Below are 17,676 nucleotides of genomic sequence, written 5' to 3'. Positions count from 1 at the left end.
GGGCAGAGCGAGCTGAATGGGCAGAACGAACCGGCTGGGCAGAGCGAGCCGGGCGAGCGGGGTGAGCCGGTAGGGCGATGGGGCGGGCCGCGGGCCCGTCCGGCGGGGCCTACAGCTGTCCGGGCTGCCGCGCTGCCCGCTGGCCGGCGGTGATGACCGGCAGGCACGGCCCGCCGTAGGTGACCTGCAGCGCGTGCGCCGGCAGGGACGCCAGGGCCGCCTGGTGATGGGCCCGGGCGGCGCGCAGCCCCTCGGCGGTCGTCGCGTCGGAGTCGAGAATCCGGCCGCCGCGTACCAGCGGCACCAGCAGCGGCCGTTCCGGCCAGGACGGGCCCGCCTCCGGGCCGCGCGGGGCCCGCGGACGGCCGGTGCCGGTGCCGGTGTGGCTCTCGTCCCGCTTCGCCGCCGGCTCGGCTCCCCGGACCGGCGTAGTGATCACGTCGGCGACCGCCACCCCGTCGCGGCCGTGCCGGCGGGTCAGATGCTTACGGCCGCCCCTGGTGCTCTTGCCGACCGAGGCCTTCGCGACCGCCGTCCCCGCCACCTCGACGAGCTTGTAGACGAAGCCCGTCGTCGGCGCGCCCGAGCCGGTGACGAGCCTGGTGCCCACGCCGTAGCCGTCCACCGGCGAGGCCGCGAGCGAGGCGATGGCGTGCTCGTCGAGATCCCCGGTCACGATGATGCGGGTGGCCTGCGCGCCGAGGCCGTCGAGCTGGGCGCGGGTGGCCCGGGCCACGGCCGCGAGGTCGCCGCTGTCGAGCCGGACCGCGCCGAGCGCCGTCCCGGCCACCTCGACCGCGGTGGCGACCGCCGCCGGCACGTCGTAGGTGTCGACGAGCAGCGTGGTGCCCGTCCCGAGCGCGGCGGTCTGGGCGGCGAACGCGTCCCGCTCGGAGGCGTGGACGAGCGTGAACGCGTGCGCCGCCGTGCCGGTCGTGGGGATGCCCCAGCGCCGGCCCGCCGCCAGGTTCGAGGTGGCGGTGAAGCCGGCCAGGTAGGCGGCCCGGGCCGCGGCGACCGCGGCCTGCTCGTGGGTGCGGCGGGAGCCCATGTCGACGCACGGCCGGCCCGCGGCCGCGGCGACCATCCGGGCGCCCGCGGCGGCTATCGCGCTGTCGTGGTTGAGCACGGAGAGCACCAGCGTCTCCAGCAGGACGCATTCGGCGAAGGTGCCTTCGACGACCAGCACCGGGGTGTTCGGCATGAACGGCTCGCCCTCGGCGAGGCCGTGGATGTCCCCGCTGAAGCGGTAGCCGGCCAGGTAGTCCGCGGTGGCGTCGTCCACGGTCCCGTTGCCGCGCAGGTAGGCGAGCTCGTCCGGGCCGAACCGGAACGCCGCGATCGCCTCCAGCAGGCGGCCGGTGCCGGCGAGCACACCGAACCGGCGCCCGGCCGGCAGCGCCCGGGTGAACACCTCGAAGACCGCCCGCTGCGACGCCGCCCCCGAACGCAGCGCGGCCCGCAACATCGTCAGCTCGTACTGGTCGGTCAGCAGGGCCGTGGACGCCGGTGCTGGCGGCTGCGCGGGCAGCGGCATGGGCAGCGGTGTGGGCGTGGTCATCGCGGACCACACTAGGACCTCAGCAGATCACACGCACGATCCTGGTGTATCGGGTCATCTCCGTGTCAGGTCATCTGCCGTCGGTCGCCGGATACGCCCTGCGGACGGGCGCGGCGCCCCCGGCCCGCTCCCCGGCGGGGCGCCGGAACGGCAGCACGTCGGCCGATCGCGGGGCCGCCAGCCGGCCGGCGTCCCGCAGCAGGGCGGTGGCCTCCTCGGCCGTGCCCGGTGGGCTGATGAACGCACCCTGGGCGAGGTCGCAGCCGAGGGCGGACAGGGCGTTGAGGGTCTCGGCGTCCTCGACCCCCTCGGCGACGACCCGCAGCCCGAGGTCGTGGGCCAGCGCGACAGTGGCCCGCACGATCGCGCGGCTGGCCCGGCCACCGGCGGCGTCGCGGACGAACGACTCGTCGATCTTCACCTCGTGCAGGTCGAACTGCCCGAGCACGTTGAGCGCGCCGTAGCCGGTGCCGAAGTCGTCCACGGCCAGCCGCACCCCGAGGTCGCGCAGCGCGGCCAGCGAGCGCGCGGTCGCGGCGGACTCGGTGACGACCGCCCGTTCGGTGATCTCCAGGGTGAGCGCCGCCGCGGACAGCCTGTTCGCCAGCAGCAGCTGCGCGATCTCGGTGGCCAGGCCCGGTTCCAGGAGATTGCGCGCGAACAGGTTCACGGAAATACCCACCCGGGCGCCGTCCGCGTGCCACCGGCCGGCCGCGGACAACGCCTCCCGCAGCACGGTCCGGGTGAAGTCGCCAATGCGTCCGGACTGTTCCACGGCACCGATGAAGGCGTCCGGGGAAAGCCGGCCGAGAACCGGGTGGTTCCACCGTGCGAGGGCCTCGAAAGCGACGATCCGGCCCGTTTCCAGGTCGATCTGCGGCTGGTAGCACAGGTTTATGTCGCCGTGGTCGAGCGCGTCGTGCAGGTCCGCCATCAACGCCATGTGGGCCAGCGTGGAGGAATCCTCGTCGGCCCGGTAACGCCGGTAACCGCCGTGCGTTCTCTTGGCCTGGTACATGGCGACGTCCGCGCGGCGCAGCAGCTCGTCGACGGTGTCGCCGTCCTCGGGGAGGCAGGCGATCCCGATGGACGCCTCCACCGAGAGCATCATCCCCTCGACGGCGACCGGGTGGGCCAGCACCCTGGTCAGCGTGGCCGCGATGGTCTCGGCGGCCTCGGCGTCCCGGATCCCGGTCAGCAGCACGGCGAACTCGTCCCCGCCGATGCGGGTCACCAGGTCGCCCGCGCGGACGCCGCGCCGCAGCCGTTCGGCGATCCCGCGCAGCAGCTGGTCGCCGGCGTCGTGCCCGAGGGTGTCGTTGACGTCCCGGAACCGGTCGAGGTCGACGAGCAGCAGGGCGGAGCGCGGCCCGGCGGCGGTGGCGGCGATCGCCTCGGCGGTGCGCCGCTGGAGCATCCGGCGGTTGCCCAGGTTGGTCAGGGCGTCGTGGAACGCCTGGTCGTGGGCTTCGGCATAGGTGTTGGCGTTCGTGACCGCAAGCGCCACCAGGTTCGCGAACGCGGCGAGGACGGCCTGGTCGTGGTCCTTCCAGGGGGCCGGCCGGGCGAAGCGCAGCCGCAGCACCCCGACCTGGCCGGCAGGCCCGGTCAGCGGGGTGGCGACATGGTCGGTTCCGCGCTGGAAGCCGGTTGGCGATGCGGTCGGCGATCCGGACGGCCGGGGCGCGGGCGCCGGCGGCCGCGATATCGACGCCGGTGGCACGGGTGCAGGTGGGCCCGGCGGTGGTATCGGCGGTGGGCCCGGCGGTGCTATCGGGTCGACGACGAGCTCCACGCCGTCCGGCCGGAAGATCTCATAGGCGATCCTCGTCGCGCGGGCCTCGATGGCCGTCCGGTCCAGAATGGCGAGATCCTTCGCGGCCGCGTTGAGCTGGCGCCAGTGGTCACGCTGCTGGGCCGAGTCGACCTGCATCCGGTAGACCATCACCAGGCCCGCCAGGACCGGCGGGAGGACGATCAGCGTCACCGGGCTGGTGTGGGCGAGCGCGACGGCCGCGCAGCCGACCGCGATGCCGCCGGCCGCGATCACGGTGCTGATGCCCATGGTCTCGCACAGGGTCCGGCGCAGCGGCGTCCCGCGCGCCGCGGAGATCACCATGGACACGGACAGGCTGGTCCACAGGCAGACCGTGAGGCCGGCCGGTGCCGCGAGCAGGATCTCCACACCCTCCAGATGCCCTGGACGCCCGCCCGACAGCCACAGGACGCCGGCCGCGACCGCGGTGCCCAACGTGGCGCTGGCCCCATTGAAGATCACCTTCACCGGTGGCCTGCGCAGGATGGCGTGCATGACCGGGACCACCACGGCGCTGATCGTGACGAGCTGGGGGGCGGGCAGCAGGGCCAGCCCGATGACCACGCTGGCCTCGCTGAGGTCGTAGTCGCCGGTGTGGTGCCCCGAACGCACCCGCAGCAGGGGTATCGGGCCGATCGCGACACAGGCGATCCCGAGGGCCAGCCGATACCACGAGACCGGTCCGGCTGTTTCCGGCAGGCGGGCCAGGCAGACCACGGTCACGGCCGCCGCGGTGGAGGTGACCATGACGAGCACCAGGTGGTACCTGGACGGTACTAACCGTGCACGCGCGCCGACGGCCATCTGGGCTCCCGTCCTGCCTGCGGAGGTTGCGTGATCGGGCCACCGGGATCACGCCGCCTGGACGGCGGCGCACCCGGTGCCTTACGTAGGCTTGACGTTACGGTCATCGTTCACTACGCCCCGATCATGTACTACGCGGTGGGGGCGTAGTGAGCTGATACCGATATTGCGAGGGGGCGCCGTGGCGCCCCTGTCCGACCGGGGCCGTGTCGGCCTTGTCGTGTCGACGGCCCGTTCGCCGGGTCAGGGGCCGGCGGACCGGCTCCCGTGGGCCGGCTGCCGACCGGCCCGCGCGTACCGCCTGGCCGGCCGCCGCGGGCCCGACCGGCCCGCACGGCCGCGGCCCGGCCGCTCATGGCCCGACCTGTCCTGGCGGGCCCGGCGGACGGGGGCTCCGCCGCCCGCGGCGGATGTCGCCGACACCGTCAACCGTACCGCGGTGGTTTCTCAGCCCCAACTGACGCCGTTCGTGTCCGCGTCGTTCTTTCTCATTTTCAACACGTCCTTTTCTCCCCGCGCGGTGGCGGTGGTTGTCCGTCGGGAGCCGCCGGCTGGCGTCGGCGTGTGTGATGTGTTCCGTTCTGGTGCCGGTCCTGTTCTCAGCCCCAGCTGACGCCGTTGTTCATGGCGGCCACTCCTTTCCGTTGCTGATTCGACCCGTAACGATTCATACAAATTCGTACGACATGGCCGGAAATATGAATGAAAGGGCCGTGCGCGGGCAATGGTGCGCTGGTGGTGCGGGGATCGGCCGCAGCGGGATGTCGACGTCCTGGTCACTATCCGTAGGCAAGAGTCCGAGATGCGACGCGACGGGTCCGGACTGCTGTCGAAGAGGTTTTTTGTGTCGGGCAGCGAACCGTGACCAAAAAGATAGCCAAATCATGACTGAATACAATTAAATACACCATTTCGGTTACCTGCTGTTAGGGTATGGGCGTATCTGTCGCGCCCACGCCGTGGTTCTCGTGCCGTTCGACGGCCGGCCCGTCTACACCCACTGGTGACCAATGGTGTTCATTGCTGTTCGCCGCATGCCGGGGCGTGCCTCCACGTGCCGGCTTCGACGCGGTTCGCCACCCGGCCGACGGGTGGGGCAGGACGGGGCGAAACAGCGGGCGGGACGCCTGGGAGCCGACGGGGCACCGTGCATGCCGTGGGCGTCGCGCACGTCGCGGATATCGCGGACGCCACGCACGCCGCCGGCACCGCGGCCGCGGTGCGGCGGGAGCGGTGCGGCGGGAGCGGCGTCCGGCCGGCTGCTCGAAGATCGATCCGGCTTCCCCCCGGGCCCGGTGGCCCGGGGGGAACTCGGCCCGCACACGCGCCACAATGGAGTCCGTGCCACTAGCCACCGCCGCACCCGAAGAGGTCCTGGACTCCGACGAGGCCGCCGAGCACGACCGGCCCTGGGTCACGATCGTGTGGAATGACCCCGTCAACCTGATGTCGTACGTGACCTACGTCTTTCAGAGACTGTTCGGCTTCAGCCGGGAAAAGGCCAAGGCGCTCATGCTCGACGTCCACCACAAGGGACGGGCCACCGTCTCCTCCGGCACCCGGGAGGAGATGGAGCGGGACGCCACCCGCCTGCACGCCTACGGCCTGTGGGCCACGGTCGCGCAGGACTAGGCCGTGTCCGGCGGATGATCCGTGCTGGCCGGTGTGGCACCGGGCCACCTGGGCATGAGCGTGGGGTGCCCGGCGCGGTCGGCGCGGCCGGCGGGCCGGCGGGCCGGGTGGCTCCTCGTGGGCCGAGAAGGAACCAGCGAAGCTGTCGGTGGCGTTAGCAAAGCGACGGGTGGTCGTCCGGATGCCGGTCCGCGTGATTGAAGATCTACCGGACGTGGCCCGGGCCGATCACTGTTGACCTTGGTTGGGAGAGCGTGTCCAACGGATTCAGCCGTACCGGAGACGGCGTCGAGATGGTCCTCGGTCCGCTTCAGGCGACCCTGCTGACCGAGCTGATCAGTCAGATCGACGCGTTGCTGGAGCCACCGCCGGTGGCCGACCCGCTGGAGGCGATCGTCGGCCTGCGGGCCGTGCCCCCGGCGGTACCGGAGGACCCGGCGGTGGCCCGGCTGCTGCCGGACGCCTATCCGAACGACCAGGAGGCCGCCGCCGACTACCGCCGCCGCACCTCCGACGACATCCGCGCGGGCAAGCGTGACGCCGCGCGCCGGGCACTGGCCACCGTGCCGGCCGCGGGCGGCCGGGTCCTGCTCGACGACGCCGCCGTCCAGGACTGGCTGGTCACCCTCACCGACCTGCGGCTGGTGCTGGGCGCCCGGCTGAACCTCACCGACGACACGTCGGCCGAAGCCCTGTACGAGATCGGCGGCCAGGACCCGCGCCGCCCCGTGGTCGAGGTGTACCTGTTCCTCGGGGACCTGCAGGAGCAGCTCGTCCAGGCGCTGCTGTGACACGGCCTGACCCGATGTGACATGGCCCTGACACGGCTCGCTGTGACACGGCCCGTCGTGCTCCGGAGGCCCGGCGGCGGCCCGCCGGGCGCTCTCGCGGGCACAATCAGATCATGGGCAGGCATTCTTCGCCATGTACGCATGATCGTGGCTCGTGGTGGATGCCGCTCGTCGTACCGTTGGCCCGTGCTGCGCATCGATCGGGCCATCTACGAGGCCATCATCGCCCATGCCCGGCGGGATCATCCCGACGAAGCCTGCGGGATCGTCGCGGGCCCGGCCGGCTCGGACCGCCCGGAGCGCTTCGTGGCCATGGAGAACGCGGAGCGGTCGCCGACGTTCTACCGGTTCGACGCCATGGAGCACCTGCGGGTCTGGAACGACATGGAGGAGCGGGACGAAGAGCCGGTAGTTATCTATCATTCACATACCGCTACCGAGGCCTACCCGTCCCGCACGGACATCCCGCTGGCCCAGGAACCCGGCGCCCACTATGTCCTGGCTTCGACCCGCGACCCGGAGAAGATCGAATTCCGTTCGTACCGCATCATCGACGCAGTCGTGACGGAGGAGCCGGTGGAAATCGTCTGACTGCGCCCGACGTTGTGCCGGATGCCGCGCGGAGCCGGGCGCGCGTCCCCGGGGCGAGGGATCCGGAGCGGGACGGGATCCTTCGGGGTATGGCGCTGACAGCCGAGGCGGGGCCGAAGGCCGGAGCGCGGCCGGACGGCGCTGCCGGAGCGGGGCCCGAAGCCCGACCGGCAGCGCCGGCCGGCAGCACCGACCGAACAGCAGCACCGACCGAACAGCAACACCGACCGAACAGCAACACCGACCGAACAGCAACACCGACAGAGCGCGACGAAACAGAGCACGACGATGAGGAGCAGCATGGCAGTCCAGGTCCGCGTGCCGACGATCCTGCGCAGCTACACGGGCGGGTCCAAGGTCGTCGAGGGTGTGGGAGACACGCTCGCGGCGTTGTTCATCGACATCGACAGCCACTTCCCGGGGCTGCGAGGCCGGCTCGTCTCCGAGGACGCCGGTGAGCTGCACCGCTTTGTGAACATCTATGTCAATGACGAAGACGTTCGTTTTCTCGGCGGTCTCGACGCAAAAATTTCCGACGGTGACACCGTAACCATTCTCCCCGCCGTCGCCGGCGGCTCAGCCATGATGCCGGCGACGGCGGGCATCTGAGACAGGCAGGCCGGAAGAGCTCATGCGTTTCGACTCCCTGGTGGACTCGGTTGGCCGCACCCCCCTGGTCGGTCTGCCCAGGCTTTCGCCATCGCCGGACGTCCGGTTGTGGGCCAAGCTGGAACAGGACAATCCCACCGGTTCGATCAAGGACCGGGCCGCGCTGTGGATGATCGCGGACGGGGAGAAGCGCGGCCTGCTCACTCCCGGCGCCACCGTTCTCGAGCCGACGTCGGGGAACACCGGTATCTCGCTGGCGATGGTCTGTCGCCAGCGGGGTTACCGGCTGGTCTGCGTGATGCCGGAGAACACCTCGGCGGAACGGCGGCAGCTGCTCGCGATGTGGGGCGCCGAGATCGTGTACTCGCCCGCGAGCGGCGGCTCCAACGAGGCCGTTGCCGTGGCCAAGCGGCTGGCGGCCGAGCATCCCGACTGGGTGATGCTCTACCAGTACGGCAACCCGGCGAACGCGCAGGCGCACTACGAGACGACCGGTCCGGAGCTCCTCGCGGACCTGCCGACCATCACCCACTTCGTCGCGGGCCTCGGCACCACCGGGACGCTGATGGGCACCGGCCGTTTCCTGCGCGAACGGGTCCCGGGTATCCGGATCATCGCGGCGGAGCCCCGGTACGGCGAGATCGTGTACGGCCTTCGCAACATCGACGAGGGCTTCATCCCCGAGCTCTACGACGGGAGCGTGCTCACCACCCGTATCTCGGTGGGGCCGAAGGAGTCACTACGGCGGACCCGGCAGATGGTCGAGGAGGAGGGGATCTTCGCCGGGATCTCGAGCGGCTGCATCCTGCACGCGGCACTGATCGAAGCGGACAGGTGCGTGCGCGCCGGGCAGCGCGCCGACATCGCCGTCATCGTCTGTGACGGAGGCTGGAAATACCTGTCCACCGGCGCATACGCGGGGACGCTGGAGGAGGCCGAAGCCGCACTTGAGGGTCAGCTCTGGGCGTGACCGGGAAGCCGGCGGGCGTGGTCCCGTCGGTGTACCCGGCGGTACCGAGGCAATGATCACTATTTTTCTCCCACGTCCCAGGATGGTCGCTGATGTACCCCGATGCGCCCTGATACCGGCTCGTCCGGGCTGTCCAAAATTCGACATGGGTTTCGTGACCACTGCCACACGGTCGGAACGGGATTTCGGGCTTAGTCTGATCGCTCATGAGCGGCGCGCCCATCGGGGTGTTCGGTAGCGCTGGTGGCAGTCATGCCATCGCGACCGTGAACTCCGATCAGCCCCTGATGAACCCCGGTCGGATCCCGACCGGGTCCCGCCACATTCCCGTTGGCCGACAGAGTGTGCTGCGGCGATCGCGGCCGGTGTCCGTGATCGCCGCGTCCGCCCGCGTCGCGGGCCCGTGCCGGCCGCGCGTGTCCGGGGTGCGTCACCCCGTCCGGGGCGGTGAGGCGATCTTCGTGTCCGCCGGTCACGCCGACGGCGCCGGCAGGACTGCCGCGGCCGGGGCCGTGGCCGCATGCGCTGCCTGCGGCGTCCCCGCGGGCGTCGCGCCTTACGACGTCTTCCCATCTGCCGGTCATCCGGGACGCGGCCGGCTGCCGGCCGTCCCTGGAGGTCAGGAGCGAGATCGTGGTTCGACGGGCCAGGAGCCCATCGGCGCGGTCAGAGCCCGCCCGGTGCTGTGTCGAGAAGTCGATGCGTACTCATTGATCCCGGGCTATACCGTTTATCACCTTTTGTTGACCGGCGTCATCGGCTTTGTCAGGGGAGAGGGCGTCACATTGGCGAGTAGCGCAGAAACCGCGATGAACGGTCACCGACGACCTGGTCGGTGCGGAGCACTCGATGATCCGGGCCGGCCCGGGCCGGACCTCCAGCGGCGCGCGGCAGCCAGCCCGCGCCCCGCGTGGGTGGTACCGCCACCGGCACCATCGGTGCCGGTGGCACCAGCCCGGACGGTATCGGTACTGACGGCATTGGCGGTGGCCCGATGAAGCTCACGATTCTGGGGTGTTCGGGAACCTACCCGGGACCCCGGTCGGCATGTTCGTCCTATCTGGTGGAGTCCGACGGCTTCCGGCTGGTGCTCGACGCCGGGAACGGCTCCATGGGCGAGCTGCAGCGGCACTGCGACCTGCGGGACATCGACGCCCTGCTCGTCTCCCACCTGCACGGTGACCACTGTCTCGACCTCGTGGTGAACTCCTACGCCCGCCGCTACCACCCCGAGGGCATGCCGCCCAAGCTGCCCGTCTACGGGCCCATCAACACCCAGGAAAGGCTGTGCGCGGCGTTCGAGCGCTGGCCGGAGGACTCCCTCGCCGACATCTACGACTTCCGGACGATCAGCCCCGGCCGGCTGGACGTGGGCCCGTTCCGGATCGATCTGGAGCGGGTGGCGCACCCGGTCGAGGCGTTCGGTATGCGGGTGACCGCCGAGGGGCGCTCCCTGACGTACTCCGGTGACACCAGCGCCTGCGACGAGCTGGTCCAGCTGGCCCGGGACGCCGACCTGTTCCTCTGCGAGTCGGCCTTCCTGGACGTCCCGGACAACCCCCCCGGCGTGCACCTGTCGGGGCGGGAGGCCGGCGAGCACGCCACCAAGGCGGGCGTGGGCCGTCTCGTGCTCACCCACCTGGTGCCGTGGGGAGACGCCGAACGCAGCCGCGAGGAGGCGGCCGGCGCCTTCGACGGCCCGCTGACCCTGGCCGAGACCGGCGCCATCTACGAGATCTAGCCGCGCACCCGCGGTACCCGCGACGTCCGGGCCGTCCACGTCCGGTCCGTCCTGACCGATCGGCTGGCTGGCTGCCGAGCGGCCGGGCGTCGTCCGCACGGTCGAAGATCAGTAGCAGCCGGCCTGTCGGGGGCGTCACCGGGCCGGCACGTGCCCCGGGCGGGCAGGGCAGGCGTACCAGGCCGGATTCAGCCTGGTACGCCGTGGCTCCGTGGACGCTGATCGGGTGCTGGGTGCTGGGTGCTGGGTGCCGGGTGCCGGGTGCCGGGTGCCGGGTGCCGCCGCGGGCCGGATCTGGAAGGTCCGGCTCTCGGTGCCACCGGCCGCGGCGTCGCCGACCGGCTGGTCCGGGCTGGGAGCGTCGTGCCCGGTGCGCCGCCGGGCACGCGCGTCGGTCCGGGCATGCCCGGCGGCCCAGGCCCGTCGGCGCGGGCGTTCATCGGCGGGCTTTTCATACTGTCGCCGATGGTGCCCGGTTGGATTCGACCGGTGTCGAGTTGCGTCCGCCCGGTAGGGTCAGTCGTCGTGAGACGTTCCGACGGCAGGACATCCGGGGAGCTCCGCCCGGTGAACATCACCCGCGGCTGGCAGGACCATGCCGAGGGCTCGGCACTGATCGAGTTCGGGCGGACGCGGGTGCTGTGCGCGGCGTCGGTCACCGAAGGCGTCCCGCGCTGGCGCAAGGGCAGCGGGCTGGGCTGGGTGACCGCGGAGTACTCGATGCTGCCGCGGGCGACGAACACCCGCAACGACCGTGAGTCCGTGCGCGGGCGCATCGGCGGCCGCACGCACGAGATCTCCCGGCTCATCGGCCGCAGCCTGCGTACCTGCGTCGATCTGAAGATCCTGGGCGAGAACACGATCGCGATCGACTGTGACGTCCTGGTGGCCGACGGCGGCACCCGCACCGCGTCCATCACCGGCGCGTATGTCGCGCTGTCGGACGCGTGCGGCTGGCTCGGCCGTCCGGACGCCCTGATCCGCAGCGTGGCGGCGGTCAGCGTCGGGGTCGTCGCCGGCCGGCCGCTGCTGGACCTCGCCTACGACGAGGACTCCGGGGCCGACACCGACATGAACGTGATCTGTACCGGTGACGGCGGCTTCGTCGAGGTGCAGGGGACGGCCGAGGGCCTGCCGTTCGACCGCGCGATGCTCGACCAGCTGCTCGACCTGGCTGTCGGCGGCTGCGCGCGGCTGACCGAGATCCAGCGGGCCGCGCTGGCGGGCCCCCGCCCGGTGCCCGCCGGCGGAGCGCGGCCAGGCGCCCGGTGACCACCCTCCCCGGGCAGGACCGGCCAGGCGCGGGCCGGCAGGCGTCCCGGCGGGTGGTGCTGGCCAGCCGTAACGATGCCAAGCTCGTCGAACTGCGCCGCATCCTCGCGCTGGCCGGTCTCGACGTCGAGCTCGTGGCGCTGCCGGACGGCCCCGACGTCCCCGAGACCGGCGCCACCTTCGCCGAGAACGCCCTGATCAAGGCGCGGGACGCGGTGCGGGTGACCGGCCTGCCCGCGGTCGCGGACGACTCGGGCCTGACCGTCGACGCGCTCGGCGGCATGCCCGGCGTCCTGTCCGCCCGCTGGTCCGGGCCGCTGCCCGGCGCCAGCCGGGCCGAGCGGGACGCCGCCAACAACGCGCTCGTGCTCGCCCAGCTCACCGACGTCCCAGAGGAGCGCCGTGGCGCGGCCTTCGTGTGTGCGGCCGCGGTGGTGACGCCGGCGGGTGCCGAACGGGTCGTGCACGGGGAGATGCGCGGGCGGCTGTTGAGGGTGCCCCGCGGGGACGGCGGTTTCGGCTACGACCCGCTGTTCCTCCCCGACGGGCAGAACCGGACCAGCGCGCAGCTGCGCCCGGCGGAAAAGGACGCTATCAGCCATCGGGGACGCGCCTTCGGCCAGCTCGCGGACGTCCTGCGGGAGCTTCTGCCGGCCTGACGCCCCTGCCGGCCTGGCGCACTGCCGGGGCCGCCCGCCTGCGGGCCGCACACCTGACGGGCTCAGATCAGGCTGTCCGGGCGTGCCGGAGCCGCCCACCTGCGGGTCGCACGAGGACGTTGCCAGGGGCGGTGGTGCCGGTGGCCTACGGGTCGCGCGGCGAGGTCACCGCGCACGTGGGCGGCCGTTTCGCCGGGACCGTCCCAGCGCCCGTTCACCCGGATCGTTCCGCGCGCACCGTCCTGCCTGGGGTGTCACGCCCGTCGGCGTCGTCCTGTTTGCTTGCGTTGTGTCGCATGGCTACTTCATGTGTTTGTGTTGTCTGTGATCCGCCCTGCGTCGGGTAGCCGTCGGGTATGTCCGGAGCGTTTTGCTGGATCATTCGACGCCCGGTATCCAGCCACTTTCTGTTACTGGGTTGTCGACGCTGAGCAGGTGGCGGCGAAATCCGGCAAAAGATGTGGCGGTGGAGCGCGTCAAACCGGGTACATGGATGCCAATTGCCGTGTAAGCTGGAACCACCTGTAATCGATCAGTGACTATTTGCTATCGGCAGGGTAGGTTAAGGACGCGGCTGAGGTGTCCGGGTCGTTCCATCCGTCCCCGACTCGTGACACCCCAGTCGCGTCCTCGATCACCCTGGGTCGTCGGGCGTCCGTTGGTCACAGGCCAGCCACTGGCGTCGACGCCGACGGCGCCGGCGGGCCTGGTCGGTGCCCGCCGGTCAGCGCTGGTTGTCCATGTCGATCTCCTGTCGGATCCCCGGAGCCGCTCGTTGTCGGATCTCCGGATTCGCGCACAACACCGCGGCCGGCCACCATCGTTCGACCACGTCCTGGACGGCGTCCAGACCGAACTGGTCGTCGACATGGGCCAGCGCCGCTCGGAACTCCGCTTCGAACGCGGCCCGCTGGTCGGCGTCCAGCGCGGCGTGCACCGCGGACCCCGTCTTGTCCACTCGGATCCGCAGCCCCTCCAGCGAGGCCGGCACGTCCGTATCAGCCATATTTCCATTGTCTCGCTCCGCCTGGCGATAACGCAGACGGGGTGTCTCGCTTCCTTAACGTGAAAGGACTGGAACACGTGGCGAACCCTGCTCAGACACACCCGGCCCCCGGGGCCAGGACAGACCCGGGGCCAGGGCAGCGCCGGGGCCAGGAGAACCGGGCCCAGGATGCGCTCGGGCTCGATCGGACGCCGGTGAGCTCGGACGCCGGTGAGCTCGGACGCCGGTGAACTCGGACGCCGGTGAACCTGGACGCCGGTGAACCTGGACGCCGGTGAGGCGCGCCGCCGGTTCGCCGCCGCCAGGGTCGCCCGGCTCGCCACCGTGGACGCGGCCGGGCAGCCGCACCTGGTGCCGGTGACCTTCGCGCTCCACGACGATGTGATCGTCACGGCGGTGGACCACAAGCCCAAACGGTCGACGGCCCTCAGGCGCCTGGCCAACATCGCGGCCAACCCGCGGGTCACCCTGATCGCCGACCACTACGACGAGGACTGGCAGACCCTGTGGTGGGCCCGCGCCGACGGCCTCGCCCGCATCATCCCCGCCGAAGCCGCCCGCGCCGAAACCATCGAGGATGGAGCCACCGGGGACGGATCCGCCGGGAAGAAGCCGGCGGGGGAGAGCGCCGCCTGGCATGACGCGATCGACCGGCTGACGGCGAAGTACCACCAGTACCAGCGGCATCGGCCAACCGGCCCGGTCATCCTGATCGACGTCCACCACTGGTCCGGCTGGTCCTACCGCCCACCCCCGTGACGGCGGTGACGCCCCGCAGCGGCCACACGGCGCCGCACACGGCCCCTGGCCGTCCGCACAGATCATGATCGGCGCGAGTTTGTCGCTGTCCTGCCAGGCTTCCGCCCGGCTGTCCGCCTGCCGTGATGTGCGCCAGAGCCCGCTCGGAGGCCGGGTCGGTGTCCGCCTTCCGCGGGCCTCGCCGGCCAGCGCAGGGGCTGGGATGGGCGGCTGGACGGTCCGTGGCCAGCGGTCGCTATCCTGTAGCTGGCGGTACGTGATACCTGCGGCGCCTACCGTGTGGTACGCCGTACCTGGCAGCACGTGCGCGGGAGTGGCGGAATGGCAGACGCAGCAGACTTAGGATCTGCCGCCTCAGGGCGTGGGGGTTCAAGTCCCCCCTCCCGCACCGCCTTGTCAAAATGGAAAAACGCCTGTTCGGCCGGGCTTTCCCGTCCAGGCCGATCGTCAGGGCCGCTCGCCGATGCGGCAAGGAGCTCGTCGGTCGATTCCGCGTACGGCATATACACCACAATTTGGATAGTGCTTGCAGTGAAGTAACATTGCGGGCTGGAAGTTGGCGTACCGGCGCTGCATTCCCTTGAGAGCTTTGTCGCCGCTCCAGGGCACAAACATGGTGGCACCGTGCTTACAGGGTGACGGTGACCCCTCGTCAAAGTGGTCGAACTTGCGCGTGCTTGCCACCTTACGATGGTAAACAGTGTGTCCCGCCTCGATCCTGGGGAGTTCCTTCAGGGTAGCCGACGCCGCGTCCCACATAACCGTTACGAGGTGACGGCGGACCGCATCGTGGAAACTGTCGAATTTCTCGCCTGGTACGCCGAATCGCTCCACAGGACACCCGGCGTCCTGCATCTGCTGGACTATCGGCGGCCAGTCGGCACGGCCGGTCACCACGACGCCGAGGTCGGCGCGGTTGACAAGGGACTGCGAGCGCACTTCGCCTGGTGTCGCCGCCACCAGGAGCCGTAAGCCAACGACAGCGGCCGTTACCCGAATCCGTGGTTCCCAATCCGCTGGGACCGCGCGGTAACCCGACGTCGGCGTCCCGAGGAGGAGCACTTCTTGGGGGCCATCGATGCGCTCTCGTCGATCGCGCAGCCCGAGATCCATGTACATCGCCTCCAACCGAGCCGCGACAACGCACAGGTCCTGAGCGGAAAGCCGGCCGTCGTCGCCTACCTCGATCGGAACAGCGTCGACCGTCAGCTCAGCGACTTCCGGTGGAAGCCCGGCGGTGACGGTAGCGCCGAGCTCGACGAACAGCGTGATATCAGACGCGCTGGCGAGCACGGACTGCCAGACCCGGTAGCCTCCCCCGGCAACGCGCACCCGTCCCGCGGCGCCTGGCCGGTTGATGAGGTGGTCAAGAAGCGCTGTCGTGACCGGTGCTGTGAGCCCCTGTGCCTGGCCTACAAGCTCCTCGTGTGCCTGCCGTAGCCAACGCGAACTGGTGCGCTTCTGGGTCGCCAAGCGCAGCGGGGCGCTGCTGCCACCGCGCGTAGAAAGGACGACGTCGCAGACTTCACCGTCTACCGGGGACAGGACCGCCGGCGCGAGAGCAACGTCGAACAGGTCACACGCCCGTTTTTCTTGGACGCGTGTGCTGGCGCCGATGACGAACCGCCTTTCAGGCGTGCACGCGCAGGAGATGCTCGGCCCGTACCGGCAGGCTCGCAAGCTCGGCCAGGGTCATGTTGTCGATCACGAGGTGCAGCAGCGCGCGCAACTGTGCGAGCTCGTCGTCTGACACCCCTGGGGCGGGAGCGGGCTTCGATATGGAAGCCGGAGGTGCGGAAGCCGTGCGCGCGCGAGGCTCCAGGAGATCGGTCACGTCGACGCTCTGCTCATGTGCCCACGCAACGGCGTGAGCGAGGATCCGCCGCTGCAGTTCGCTCCGCCAGGCAGCCACGAGCCCCAGGTGGGTCAGCTCCTGCCGGAACCGCCCGCGCTGGGCGGTTTCATCAAGGCTGGCCAGGAGCGCCGCGCGCGCATCCTCATCCGGAAGGGCCGCAGCCCATTCACGCATCCAGCCGACTTGGGTGGACATGTCCGCAGCGGGTATTTTCGTGAATCGTTCAGGCGTTGATTCCCATGCTGGACGGCCATCCGCATCCACCGGGTACATGACACCGCGGCGGCTGTGCCGGTCCCAAACCCGACGCTGGTCCGGCGCCCAGTCGACGAAGCAATGCCACACCTCGTGACGGAGACGGCTCGTCGACGCGAGGGCGGTCCTGGGAGAGGCTGGCCGGACGCCGGCCTCCGCGATGTCCGCGGCGGCCGAACGGCTGTAGGAGGATGTCGGCACGTCATCAGGCGACTCGCCCGGTAGCAGGACCATCCAGTGCCCGGAAGGCATCTGGTGCAGCCCGACGCGCCCTGCGGCAGCAGCCGCCTGAACAAAATCGCGGAAGGTCGCGAACCCAAGCGTCTGCTCGGAGAATGCTCCGGCGGTACGCTGCTGCAGACCGGGCTTGAGCCCGGCGGTGGTGGTAACACGTCCGCGGTCCCGCCAGTCATGAACCAGTTCCACGAGGACATCCAGCGCCTCGGGCATCGTCAGGCCAAGAGGGACGGCGGTCACGACATGCCTCCAGAAAATGAAAGCCCTCTGGTCAGAGGGCTATCTGGTTTCAGTCGTCGACCCGTCTGGGCAGTGGCCTCCATGTGCTCCGTGTCCCGAGGGACTGCTGCACACGACCCGTAGGTGGACGGTTTCCCACGGCACCGCGAGGGCTTGCGCTGCTGGGGCTCCCCGTCCGAGGGTTGCCGTCTGGCCAAAAAAACTTGGCCCGACAATGAAGTTATGACGATGAAGTTATGACGATGAAGTTATGTTGACGGCCAGCAGTCGGCGCCGCACAGGCATCGAGTTGACTGGCCATGCAAGCCTACCCCGAGCCTGGTCCAGAGTCACGTGCTCCCTCTGCTCGGCCGGATGCCTCGGCCCGTATCCATACAGTGCCGCGCAAGTGACACACGGTGGAATAATGGTGGATGTGTGCTCGCTCTGCCGGGTGGTATCGGCGGGGGCTGTCATCGGTGACCGCGGTCCCGCCCGTTGATCGCGGTCACGTCGACAGGTATCCCGGGACGGCCGGGGCCAGCCACGGCCCGGACCGTCGTCGGATCGGATGCGCCGTACGCCGCCTGCCACAGCCTGCTCCGGCGCACCCGAGGTTTCCCATACACAGGCTGCCTGACCGGCTGCCGTGTGTGAAGGGGCCTACGGCACGTGCGCCATGTCACTTTGGTGACTGTCACGAGGGCCGTTGTTCCGCCAGGGACCGGCGAAAATACCCACGGAACGGTACCGAGCGGGTTTTTTCCGGATCCGTCCGCCCGGCCGCCCCGCCGGTCATCGGCGCGGGCCGGGCACATGCCATGATCGATGTGATTCTGATGCCGGGGAAGCGGTACGGGAATTATATTGATCATGGTGCCGGCTGAGGCCGGCGCGGG

14 protein-coding genes and 1 tRNA gene are annotated in these 17,676 nt (G+C 70.5%); 10 read left to right on the top strand and 5 right to left on the bottom strand.

The genetic code is table 11. The features are described from left to right. Positions 1 to 109: 109 nt before the first annotated feature. Both AC5LSR_RS16835 and AC5LSR_RS16830 read right to left on the bottom strand, forming a co-directional pair. Positions 110 to 1,561, bottom strand: coding sequence for a nicotinate phosphoribosyltransferase (locus tag AC5LSR_RS16835; protein WP_250285620.1), 1,452 nt, complete (start codon positions 1,559 to 1,561; stop codon positions 110 to 112). 70 nt (positions 1,562 to 1,631) lie between these two features. Further along, positions 1,632 to 4,181, bottom strand: a complete 2,550-nt coding sequence (locus AC5LSR_RS16830) for a putative bifunctional diguanylate cyclase/phosphodiesterase (protein WP_250285619.1) — start codon at positions 4,179 to 4,181, stop codon at positions 1,632 to 1,634. 1,332 nt (positions 4,182 to 5,513) lie between these two features. Between AC5LSR_RS16830 and clpS the strand changes: the two genes are divergently transcribed. The 8 genes from clpS to rdgB all read left to right on the top strand — a co-directional run bounded on the left by clpS (position 5,514) and on the right by rdgB (position 12,446). Continuing rightward, positions 5,514 to 5,813: an ATP-dependent Clp protease adapter ClpS gene (gene clpS, locus AC5LSR_RS16825; RefSeq protein ID WP_250286344.1), complete on the top strand. Its 300-nt coding sequence runs from the start codon at positions 5,514 to 5,516 to the stop codon at positions 5,811 to 5,813. Between the two features lie 254 nt (positions 5,814 to 6,067). Next, positions 6,068 to 6,604, top strand: coding sequence for a DUF2017 domain-containing protein (locus tag AC5LSR_RS16820; protein ID WP_250286346.1), 537 nt, complete (start codon positions 6,068 to 6,070; stop codon positions 6,602 to 6,604). A gap of 186 nt (positions 6,605 to 6,790) precedes the next feature. Then, a complete protein-coding gene (locus AC5LSR_RS16815) occupies positions 6,791 to 7,195 on the top strand; it encodes a M67 family metallopeptidase (protein ID WP_445548292.1) in 405 nt (134 codons plus the stop codon). Between the two features lie 300 nt (positions 7,196 to 7,495). Beyond that, the gene (locus AC5LSR_RS16810) at positions 7,496 to 7,804 is read left to right on the top strand and encodes a MoaD/ThiS family protein (protein ID WP_250290350.1); all 309 of its coding nucleotides are present in this window, start codon (positions 7,496 to 7,498) and stop codon (positions 7,802 to 7,804) included. A gap of 22 nt (positions 7,805 to 7,826) precedes the next feature. Further along, positions 7,827 to 8,774: a PLP-dependent cysteine synthase family protein gene (locus tag AC5LSR_RS16805; protein WP_250286353.1), complete on the top strand. Its 948-nt coding sequence runs from the start codon at positions 7,827 to 7,829 to the stop codon at positions 8,772 to 8,774. Between the two features lie 994 nt (positions 8,775 to 9,768). Beyond that, the gene (locus AC5LSR_RS16800; protein ID WP_250286356.1) at positions 9,769 to 10,515 is read left to right on the top strand and encodes an MBL fold metallo-hydrolase; all 747 of its coding nucleotides are present in this window, start codon (positions 9,769 to 9,771) and stop codon (positions 10,513 to 10,515) included. Between the two features lie 525 nt (positions 10,516 to 11,040). Beyond that, positions 11,041 to 11,787, top strand: coding sequence for a ribonuclease PH (gene rph, locus AC5LSR_RS16795; RefSeq protein WP_250286358.1), 747 nt, complete (start codon positions 11,041 to 11,043; stop codon positions 11,785 to 11,787). Then, positions 11,784 to 12,446: an RdgB/HAM1 family non-canonical purine NTP pyrophosphatase gene (gene rdgB / locus AC5LSR_RS16790; protein ID WP_250286360.1), complete on the top strand. Its 663-nt coding sequence runs from the start codon at positions 11,784 to 11,786 to the stop codon at positions 12,444 to 12,446. The genes rph and rdgB overlap by 4 nt, the downstream gene beginning before the upstream one ends. 724 nt (positions 12,447 to 13,170) lie before the next feature. Here the strand turns inward: rdgB and AC5LSR_RS16785 are convergent. Then, entirely contained in the window at positions 13,171 to 13,452 is a 282-nt protein-coding gene (locus tag AC5LSR_RS16785) for a DUF6247 family protein (protein ID WP_250286372.1), read from the bottom strand. Between the two features lie 258 nt (positions 13,453 to 13,710). On the opposite strand from AC5LSR_RS16785, the gene AC5LSR_RS16780 reads away from it, so the two are divergent. Next, positions 13,711 to 14,211: a TIGR03668 family PPOX class F420-dependent oxidoreductase gene (locus tag AC5LSR_RS16780; protein ID WP_250286370.1), complete on the top strand. Its 501-nt coding sequence runs from the start codon at positions 13,711 to 13,713 to the stop codon at positions 14,209 to 14,211. 307 nt (positions 14,212 to 14,518) lie between these two features. After that, positions 14,519 to 14,599: transfer RNA gene (locus AC5LSR_RS16775), tRNA-Leu, on the top strand. Between the two features lie 59 nt (positions 14,600 to 14,658). Here AC5LSR_RS16775 and AC5LSR_RS16770 read toward each other — a convergent pair. Together AC5LSR_RS16770 and AC5LSR_RS16765 are read right to left on the bottom strand one after the other, a co-directional pair. Continuing rightward, complete coding sequence (locus AC5LSR_RS16770; protein WP_250286368.1) at positions 14,659 to 15,684, bottom strand: hypothetical protein; 1,026 nt, start codon at positions 15,682 to 15,684, stop codon at positions 14,659 to 14,661. Between the two features lie 157 nt (positions 15,685 to 15,841). Further along, on the bottom strand, positions 15,842 to 16,798 hold the full coding sequence (locus AC5LSR_RS16765) for a hypothetical protein (protein WP_250286366.1): 957 nt from the start codon (positions 16,796 to 16,798) through the stop codon (positions 15,842 to 15,844). Positions 16,799 to 17,676 lie beyond the last annotated feature (878 nt).

It is taken from the genome of Protofrankia sp. CiP1_Cm_nod4 (genome assembly GCF_982290645.1).
The sequence above is the reverse complement of the archived record's forward strand: the minus strand, read 5'-3'. Positions and strand labels throughout refer to the sequence as shown.

Excerpts from the sequence above, each read along its gene's own strand:
- AC5LSR_RS16805 (WP_250286353.1), top strand. The coding sequence starts at position 7,827 with ATGCGTTTCGACTCCCTGGTGGACTCGGTTGGCCGCACCCCCCTGGTC.
- AC5LSR_RS16810 (WP_250290350.1), top strand. The coding sequence starts at position 7,496 with ATGGCAGTCCAGGTCCGCGTGCCGACGATCCTGCGCAGCTACACGGGC.
- clpS (WP_250286344.1), top strand. The coding sequence starts at position 5,514 with ATGGAGTCCGTGCCACTAGCCACCGCCGCACCCGAAGAGGTCCTGGAC.
- AC5LSR_RS16830 (WP_250285619.1), bottom strand. The coding sequence starts at position 4,181 with ATGGCCGTCGGCGCGCGTGCACGGTTAGTACCGTCCAGGTACCACCTG.
- AC5LSR_RS16800 (WP_250286356.1), top strand. The coding sequence starts at position 9,769 with ATGAAGCTCACGATTCTGGGGTGTTCGGGAACCTACCCGGGACCCCGG.
- AC5LSR_RS16835 (WP_250285620.1), bottom strand. The coding sequence starts at position 1,561 with ATGACCACGCCCACACCGCTGCCCATGCCGCTGCCCGCGCAGCCGCCA.
- AC5LSR_RS16785 (WP_250286372.1), bottom strand. The coding sequence starts at position 13,452 with ATGGCTGATACGGACGTGCCGGCCTCGCTGGAGGGGCTGCGGATCCGA.